The 8,589-nt window shown below is 70.8% G+C and carries 8 protein-coding genes; 2 read left to right on the top strand and 6 right to left on the bottom strand.

Annotated elements, in window-relative coordinates; translation table 11 throughout:
• The 5 genes from VN520_RS11570 to VN520_RS11550 form a co-directional block, all read right to left on the bottom strand.
• A partial coding sequence (locus VN520_RS11570) for a 2-oxoglutarate dehydrogenase E1 subunit family protein (RefSeq protein ID WP_325746793.1) occupies nucleotides 1-327 on the bottom strand: 327 nt, incomplete at its 3' end.
• A gap of 259 nt (nucleotides 328-586) precedes the next feature.
• Nucleotides 587-1,663, bottom strand: a complete 1,077-nt coding sequence (locus VN520_RS11565; protein ID WP_325746792.1) for a HAMP domain-containing sensor histidine kinase — start codon at nucleotides 1,661-1,663, stop codon at nucleotides 587-589.
• The gene (locus VN520_RS11560; RefSeq protein ID WP_056794186.1) at nucleotides 1,660-2,397 is read right to left on the bottom strand and encodes a response regulator transcription factor; all 738 of its coding nucleotides are present in this window, start codon (nucleotides 2,395-2,397) and stop codon (nucleotides 1,660-1,662) included. The genes VN520_RS11565 and VN520_RS11560 overlap by 4 nt, the downstream gene beginning before the upstream one ends.
• A gap of 231 nt (nucleotides 2,398-2,628) precedes the next feature.
• The gene (locus tag VN520_RS11555) at nucleotides 2,629-3,312 is read right to left on the bottom strand and encodes a spermidine synthase (protein ID WP_325746791.1); all 684 of its coding nucleotides are present in this window, start codon (nucleotides 3,310-3,312) and stop codon (nucleotides 2,629-2,631) included.
• A 100-nt stretch (nucleotides 3,313-3,412) separates the two neighbouring features.
• The gene (locus tag VN520_RS11550) at nucleotides 3,413-4,252 is read right to left on the bottom strand and encodes a nucleotidyltransferase domain-containing protein (RefSeq protein WP_325746790.1); all 840 of its coding nucleotides are present in this window, start codon (nucleotides 4,250-4,252) and stop codon (nucleotides 3,413-3,415) included.
• 129 nt (nucleotides 4,253-4,381) lie between these two features.
• Between VN520_RS11550 and lon the strand changes: the two genes are divergently transcribed.
• The gene (gene lon, locus VN520_RS11545; protein WP_325746789.1) at nucleotides 4,382-6,811 is read left to right on the top strand and encodes an endopeptidase La; all 2,430 of its coding nucleotides are present in this window, start codon (nucleotides 4,382-4,384) and stop codon (nucleotides 6,809-6,811) included.
• 170 nt (nucleotides 6,812-6,981) lie between these two features.
• Here lon and VN520_RS11540 read toward each other — a convergent pair whose 3' ends face one another.
• Nucleotides 6,982-7,830 (bottom strand): lysozyme, encoded by an 849-nt coding sequence (locus VN520_RS11540; protein ID WP_325746788.1) that lies wholly within the window; start codon nucleotides 7,828-7,830, stop codon nucleotides 6,982-6,984.
• 237 nt (nucleotides 7,831-8,067) lie between these two features.
• Here VN520_RS11540 and VN520_RS11535 point away from each other — a divergent pair, with 237 nt between their 5' ends.
• Nucleotides 8,068-8,565 carry a MarR family winged helix-turn-helix transcriptional regulator gene (locus VN520_RS11535; protein ID WP_325746787.1) on the top strand — a complete coding sequence of 166 codons (498 nt, stop codon included), beginning with the start codon at nucleotides 8,068-8,070 and terminating at the stop codon, nucleotides 8,563-8,565.
• The last annotated feature ends 24 nt before the right edge of the window (nucleotides 8,566-8,589 follow it).

Below are 8,589 nucleotides of genomic sequence, written 5' to 3'. Positions count from 1 at the left end.
GGCGGCCGCGGGCTCGGCCGGGGCTGCCGGAGCCTGCGGCGCGGCCTGCGCCGGAGCGGTGGTGTTCGCGGCGGTGGCGGCCGGAGCCGGGGTCACCTCTCCCGCGGGTGCGGGGACGGGCTTGTCCGCCGTGCCGGACGTGCCCGGCTTGTAGTCGGCGAAGAAGTCCCACCAGGCACGGTCGACCGAATTGGGATCCTGGAGGTACTGCTGGTAGATCTCGTCGACGAGCCACTCATTTGGGCCGAAAGCGGCGGCCGGGTTGGACCCGGAGCCTGCTTCTTGATCGGTCGAGATGCTCGAGTTACTGGGGGACTGAGACGACACGGCGGCAACCGCCCTCTTCCGCTTCACAAGGTGATGGACAGCGGAAATCAAGGCTACGCCTCCCGAGCCGTTACGTGCAGGCCGGGCCGGTCTTCGTCGTGCACATCACATCGGAAGCCGGGTTTCGGCGCATGAAATGGCGGGAAACAAGCAGGGTTCCACTGCCCTTCGGTACGCGAGGCCGGTGCTACAGCCCCCTGGACCGTATCTCTTTCCCGGGCGGGAGAGAGAAACGGGGCCCTCCGCTTCGAACGCAGGGTCAACCGTTGATGGGCACGTTCCCCGGAAGGGTGACCTGAATCCGGCAGCCGCGGGCGGATTCGGCCACCCCGATGCGCCCGCCGTGCAGATCCACCGCCCAGCGGGCGATCGCGAGCCCGAGCCCCGTGCCGCCGTCGCTGCCCGGCCCGTGCGGGGACGGCGCCTGGCCGCGGTTGAAGCGTTCGAAGACCCGGTGACGCTCCGCCTCCGGGATGCCGGGGCCCTCGTCGATGACCTCCAGTTCGAGCGACTCGGGATACGCCCCGCGCCGCGCCAGCACCGTGACCCGGCCGTGCGGCGGGCTGTGCTTGACGGCGTTGTCGATCAGGTTGGCCACCACCTGGTGCAGGCGCTCCGCGTCCGCGTACGCCGTCAGCTCGGGCGGCGACACGTCGAGGTGCAGATGGACGTCCGTACGGGAGTGGTTGCCCGAACCGGAGGAGAGCCGGCGCTGCGAGGAGGCGAGATTCGCCTCCTTCAGCACGCCCGACAGATACGGCCAGACCTCGAAGCGGCGTGCCTTGATCATCACCACACCGTTGTCCAGCCGGGAGAGGTCCAGCAGGGTCTCCACCAGCCTGCCCAGGCGCTCGGTCTGTTTCAGTGCCGTACGCATCGTCTCGGGATCCGCGGCGGACACCCCGTCCACCACGTTCTCCAGGACGGCTCTGAGCGCCGCGATCGGTGTGCGCAGCTCATGGGAGACGTTGGCCACCAGCTCCTTGCGGTGCCGGTCCTCCGCCTCCAGGTCGTCCGCCATGTGGTTGATCGTCTGGGCCAGGTCGCCGAGCTCGTCCCGCCGTCCGGCGCCGCTCACCCGTCCCGTGTAGTCACCCTGCGAGATGGACCGCGCGACGGCGCGCATCTCGTCCAGCGGTGCGGTCAGGCCGTGGGCCACGAACTGGGTGATCAGCAGCGTGGCGATCACCGAGAAGACCGTGATGAACCGGAATTCGGTCCTGGTCCGCAGGGCGACGATCAGCAGTCCGGTCGTGATGAAGACGGAGATCACCACGAGCGTGCCCAGCTTTGCCTTGATCGAGAAGGGCCGCAGTCCCGAGCCCGGCCGCGTCATGGCGCGGGTGTCTCCAGGGCGTAGCCGACGCCGTGCACGGTACGGATCCGCTCGGCGCCGATCTTCCGGCGCAGGGCCTTGATGTGGCTGTCGACCGTACGGGTCCCGGAGGCGTCCGCCCAGTCCCAGACCTCGGCCAGCAGCTGCTCCCGGGACAGGACCGCGCGCGGTGTGTTGGCCAGGCAGACCAGCAGGTCGAACTCGGTCGGGGTGAGGTGGACGTCGTCGGCGCGCACCCGGACGCGGCGCTGCGCGTGGTCGATCTCCAGTTCACCGAGACGCAGGATGCCGCTGCGCGGGGTCACCGCGGCCAGCGCGGCCCGCTCGACCCGGCGCAGCAGGACGTGCACCCGCGCCGCCAGCTCCCGCATGGAGAACGGTTTGGTCATGTAGTCGTCCGCGCCGACCCCGAGCCCGACCAGCATGTCGGTCTCGTCGTCGCGTGCGGTGAGCATCAGCACCGGCACGGGGCGCTGGGCCTGCACGCGGCGGCAGACCTCCAGACCGTCGAAGCCGGGAAGCATGATGTCGAGCACCATCAGGTCGGGCTGCCAGGCCTCTGCGGCGTCCACGGCCGCGGGCCCGTCCAGTGCGGTCTGCACCAGGAAACCCTCCGCCCGCAGCCGGGCGGAAATGGCGTCGACGATCGTCGGGTCGTCCTCTACCACCAGCACCCGGCGCTGAGCCCCGGGGGTGGCCGCGACGCCGTTGTGGGTGGTGTGTGTCTGTTCCATCGCCCCGCCCCTGCCCGTTCTCGCGGAGGCCATTCCCCCGGAGGCACGGTTATCGCTTGTCGTTTTCGTCGGTGACCCTTGTGCCGGTCAGCAGCGTAAAGGCAGAGGATGCCTCTCGGCTACGCAGGGTGTTGTCCGTCGTGAAGGTGTTACCCGCGGGAAGGAGACGGACCGGCGGACTTGTGTCACCTGTTCCATGGTGGGGCAGGGATGTGCATACGGGGTGGGGGTTCAGTGGTCCCGGAGTGCGAGATGGACCACGTCCGGCACACCTCGGGCAACGGCTACTTCTTCGGTCCTTACTGCGTGGAATCCGGCATTCCGCAGTGCTTGCTCGAAGTCGGCGGACGGCTGCGCGGACCAGACGGCGAGGACCCCGCCGGGCGTCAGACGTGCGCGGCAGGCCGCGAGGCCGAGGGGTGAATAGAGGTTTTCATTACCTTCGGTGACGGTCCATCCAGGGCCGTTGTCGATGTCCAGGCACAGGGCGTCGTAACGCTCCGTGGCCGTGTGCAGATGGGTGACGAGGTCGGTGCGGAGGATCTCGGTCCGCGGATCGGCGAGCGCCCTCCCGGAGACGCGGCCGAGCGGACCGCCGAGGTGCCAGTCCACGATGGCCTGTTCCCGCTCGACCACGGTGATCCGGCCCCAGCGCGGCTCCGCGGCGGCCCGCACCAGTGAGAATCCGACACCCAGCCCGCCGATCAGCACCGAGGGGCCGGGCCGTCCGGCGGGCAGCGCGGCGAGTGCCGCGTCGATCAGCAGACGCTCGGAACGGCCGTCGGAGGTGTCCATCAGGAAACAGCCGTTGGCGATGATCTCGAAGTCGTCGCCGCGCTCGCGCAGGACGACTTCGCCGAACGGCCCTTCACGCCGGTCGAGGACGACGGGGCGGTGGGCGTCTGTGACGGACATGGGCGCGGTCTCCGGTCTCCGGCGGGCGGCAGGTGGTTCTGGCTCCGGCCGCCCCAGTTTTCCTCGCCGCCCGCCCGGGGACCAGTGGATTTACGCGTTTTCACTCCTCGGGGCGGAGCGCTTTCGTCCCGTGGACCCCGGTGTACTCGGCAACCAGCCAGGGGCCCAGATCCTCGACGAGCATCGTGAGCACGGCCGGATCCGGTGACGGTGTCCGTGCCGTGGCAGCGGCGGCGCGGACCTGTGCGATGCGTTCCGGGTGGTCCGGGTAGTGGCGCGCGAAGAGTTCGGCGGACCGGTGCAGATCGCTCGTCCAGCCGCCCCAGCGGGGCATGACCAGGGTGAACGCGGTGCGGACGAGGCGGCGGGAGACGCGCCGGCTCAGCCGCAGGCGTGCCTCGTCGGTCGTGGCACCCGCGGCGAGGGCACGCCAGCGGGGGAGCGCGAGTGCCAGGTCGCCGTTCGTCCCGCGGGCCAGCTGCGACGTGGGGCGGTACCGCGGCAGACGCGGGGCGAGGTCCTCGCCCAGCAGCGGGGCGCACAGGCAGGCCACGAAGAATCCGAAGTCGTCACGCTCCGCCTCGCTGAGCACGGCGCGGACGGAGGAGAGGAGCAGGCCTGCTCCGTCGATCACGGCGAACGCGCGGTCCAGGGCGGTGCCGGTCTCCTCGGCCGCCACCCGGTCCGCGCCGGTGGGTCCGTCGCGCACGACCACCAGCAGGTCCAGGTCGGACACGCCGGGAATGGCCGTGCCCCGCGGGACGCTGCCGTAGAGGTAGGCGCTGTGCAGCCGGCCGGGGCCGAACGCGCCGGTGATGCGGGCGCGGGCCGCATCGACGACCGGGGCGAAGGCCGTCTGTACGCGTTCGGCCGAGCCCTCGCGGCGGATCGTCCCGTCCGCCGCGAGCCCCCTGTCCCCGGTGCCGCTCTCCCCGCCCATGCGCGGAGTCTCACAGGCGGAGGCCCGGCGCGATCCTTGATCGCTGAGAGCGAACGCAGCGCGGGGAACATTCGAAGGCTCACAAGCATTGAGTCCATATAGCTCAACTTGCCTGCCGAAGGGGAGATCATGACTGCTGAGTCCCATGCGTCCCGGGCGATCACGCCGATCGACCTGCCCGTGCTGCCGCTCGACGACGAGGTCGTGCTGCCGGGAATGGTGGTGCCGCTCGACCTGTCGGACGCGGAGGTGCGCGCCGCCGTCGAGGCCGCCCAGGCCGTCGCCCGGCCCGGGGGCGGCAAGCCCGAGGTGCTGCTCGTGCCGCGCATCGACGGGAATTACACCGGTACCGGCGTCCTGGGCACCGTCGAACAGGTCGGACGGCTGTCGGACGGAGACCCGGGCGCCCTCATCCGGGCCCGCGACCGGGTGCGGATCGGCGCCGGGACCAGCGGCCCCGGCAACGCGCTGTGGGTGGAGGGCACGCGGATCGACGTGTCCGTGCCCGACCCCCTGCCCGGTTCCGCCGCCGAGCTGGCCAAGGAGTACAAGGCACTCGCCACCAGCTGGCTGAAGAAGCGCGGAGCCTGGCAGGTCGTGGACCGGGTCCAGCAGATCGACGACATCTCCGCCCTCGCCGACAATTCCGGTTACTCGCCCTTCCTCACCATCGCCCAGAAGGTCCAGCTGCTGGAGACCGCCGACGCGGTCGCCCGGCTGAAGCTGGCCGTGAAGTGGCTCGGCGAGCACCTCGCCGAGCAGGATGTCGCCGAGTCGATCGCCAAGGACGTCCAGGAGGGCGTCGACAAGCAGCAGCGCGAATTCCTGCTGAGGCGCCAGCTCGACGCCGTGCGCAAGGAGCTCTCCGAGCTCAACGGCGATCCGGAGGACGAGTCCGACGACTACCGTGCGCGTGTCGAGGCCGCCGATCTCCCCGGACACGTCCGCGAGGCCGCGCTCAAGGAGGTCGAGAAGCTGGAGCGCACCTCCGACCAGAGCCCTGAGGGGTCCTGGATCCGTACCTGGCTGGACACCGTCCTGGAGCTGCCCTGGACCGAGCGGACCGAGGACGCCTACGACATCCGCGGCGCGCAGGAGGTCCTCGACGCCGAACACGCGGGTCTGCAGGACGTGAAGGAGCGCATCACCGAATACCTCGCCGTGCGCAAGCGGCGTGCCGACCGCGGGCTCGGTGTGGTCGGTGGCCGGCGCGGTGGTGCCGTGCTGGCACTGGTCGGCCCGCCCGGCGTGGGCAAGACCTCGCTCGGCGAGTCCGTGGCGCACGCCATGGGGCGCAAGTTCGTCCGGGTAGCGCTCGGCGGTGTCCGGGACGAGGCGGAGATCCGGGGCCACCGGCGTACGTACGTCGGCGCGCTCCCGGGACGCATCGTCCGGGCCGTCAAGGAGGCCGGTTCGATGAACCCGGTCATCCTGCTCGACGAGATCGACAAGGTCGGTTCGGACTTCCGGGGCGACCCGGCGGCCGCCCTGCTCGAAGTGCTCGACCCGGCACAGAACCACACCTTCCGCGACCACTACCTGGAGGTCGAACTCGACCTCAGCGACGTCGTTTTCCTGGCCACGGCCAACGTCCTCGAATCCATCCCGGAGGCCCTGCTCGACCGCATGGAGCTGGTCACGCTGGACGGCTACACCGAGGACGAGAAGGTCGTCATCGCCCGTGACCACCTGCTCCCGCGACAGCTGGAGCGAGCCGGTCTGGAGAAGGACGAGGTGAGCCTCGACGAGTCCGCGCTGCGCAAGCTGGCCGGCGAGTACACCCGCGAGGCCGGGGTGCGGAATCTGGAGCGGGTCGTGGGACGGCTGCTCCGCAAGATCGCGGCCCAGCACGAACTGGGTGAGCGGGAGCTGCCGTTCACGGTGTCCGAGCAGGACCTGCGGGGCCTGATCGGCCGGCCGCACCACGTACCGGAGTCCGCCCAGGACCCGGCCGAGCGCCGCACCGCGGTGCCGGGAGTGGCCACCGGGCTCGCGGTGACCGGAGCGGGAGGCGACGTGCTGTACGTGGAGGCGTCGCTGGCCGACCCGGAGACCGGGGCGTCCGGACTCACCCTCACCGGTCAGCTCGGCGACGTGATGAAGGAGTCCGCGCAGATCGCTCTGAGCTTCCTGCGCTCGCACGGCGCGGAGCTGGAGCTTCCGGTCGCGGATCTCAAGGACCGGGGCACGCACATCCACTTCCCGGCGGGTGCGGTCCCCAAGGACGGCCCGAGTGCCGGTATCACCATGACGACGGCGCTGGCCTCCCTGCTCTCGGGGCGGCTCGTCCGGACGGATGTGGCCATGACCGGTGAGGTGTCGCTGACCGGACGGGTGCTCCCGATCGGCGGCCTGAAGCAGAAGCTGCTGGCCGCGCACCGGGCCGGCATCACCACCGTGGTGATCCCCAAGCGCAACGAGGCCGACCTGGACGACGTCCCGGCAGAGGTCCTCGACACCCTGGAGGTCCACCCGGTGACCGATGTCCGCCAGGTGCTGGAGATCGCGCTCGCCCCGGCCTCGGCCAGGGTGCAGGACAGGATCCCGGCCGCCGCGTAGGCGTCACGCTGTGACGGACGTGGCATCACGCCGACGGCCGGTACGGGCGGCCCGTCCTCCTCCGGGAGGGCGGGCCGTTCCGCTTGCGGGCGGGTTTCGGGGGGCGGGGCGCGGAGCCGGCCCCGGTGACCCGGGGTCCGTCACCGGGGTCCGCCCTGACCGGTGAGGGCTCAGCCGTTCGCGAGCGCCACCACGCGGTCCAGCGCGCCGTTGAAACGGTTGTGGTCGCCGACGGTGGGGCCCGACGACGTGTACTGCCACATCGTGTAGTAGCCCCAGCCGGCCGGGAGTTCGCCGACCGTGGTGTTGTAACGGGCCACCCAGAGCGGATTGGTGGCGCCGAAGCCCGCGTTGTTGCCCGTGCAGTCCTTCCACCAGCTGGTCGCGGTGTAGATCACCGGGTCGCGCCCGGTGCGGGCCTTGTAGGTGTTCACGAAGTCACGGATCCAGGCGACCATGCCCGCCTGGGTCTTGCCGTAGCACTGCGCGCCGTACGGATTCCACTCGATGTCCAGCACACCGGGCAGTGTCCTGCCGTCCCTGGACCAGCCGCCGCCGTTGTCCACGAAGTAGTCCGCCTGGGCCGCACCGCTCGCCGTGTCCGGAGTGGCGAAGTGGTAAGTGCCCCGGACCATGCCGATGTTGTAGGAACCGTTGTACTGCTGTGCGAAGTACGTGTTCTTGTAGTACGTCCCCTCGGTGGCTTTGACGTAGGCCCACTTCACACCGCTGTTCCACAGGGTCGACCACGCGACGTCGCCCTGGTGACTGCTGACGTCCACACCTTCGGTCTGGACGGCCGACGTACCGGCCGGGGTGCCGCCCCCCTGCCCGTCGTGGGCGATCACGCCCTGGCCCATCCTCGCCGTACCCCGTTCGGGGACGGCCGGGAACCCGTCGGCGGAAGCCGCGCCGGGCAGTGCGAGCAGCAGGGTGAGGGCGGCGAGCAGCGCGCCCGCCGCGCAGAGGCGGTGGCGGCGGTGGCGAGGTGCTGAGGTTCCGGATCTGTGCACGGGCATTGCGTGCCTCCGAAGGCTCGGTGGGGAGAGCTCATGGCCGAGGAGCGGGTGCGGGACACCCCTGCGGTACGTGCGTCATGGAATGGACATGCCATCCCTGGCCCTCATGAAGCTACGCACGTAGACCCACGCTCCGGAAGGGGTCCTGGCCGCTGCCGGAGGTCTACGCCTGCGAAATACTGGCTCAGCTGCGGCGATGACCGGAGCTGAAGGAAAGTTTCATCGGCGGGAAAGCGTATGAGGGGTGCTGACGTGCACGGGAGCGGAAGCGGTGGTGGACCCGGCGCCATGGCCGGAAATGGTGTGGACCACGAGTTTCTCGCCCTGGAGCGGGAGTTGGCCGTATTCCTGCGGCGGGCGCGGGCCAACTCGGGGGAGATGGCCCGCGAGGTCCATCCGGATCTGGAAGCCGCCGCTTACGGGCTCCTCGTGCGGCTGGAATCGGCCGGCCGGCAGCGGGCCACGGACCTCGCCGCCTACTTCGGGGTGGGCAAGGCGACCGTGAGCCGTCAGCTGCGGGCCCTGGAGGATCTCGGCCTGGTGACGCGGGAGACCGATCCGGCGGACGGCCGCGCCTCGCTCGTCCGCCTCACGGAGGAGGGGCTCGCACGCTTCCGCAGCGTCCGCGATGCCCGCCGGGGCCGTTACGCCCGCAAGCTCGCCGGCTGGGACCGGGCCGAGGTCGCGGAGCTGGCCCGGCTGCTGCACCACTTGAACGAGCGCGCCGAGGGCTGAGGGGCCGGACCGGGGTGCCGGGCG

It is taken from the genome of Streptomyces sp. (assembly GCF_035563135.1).
Lineage (GTDB): Bacteria > Actinomycetota > Actinomycetes > Streptomycetales > Streptomycetaceae > Streptomyces.
This window is presented reverse-complemented; position numbering and strand designations above follow the sequence as displayed.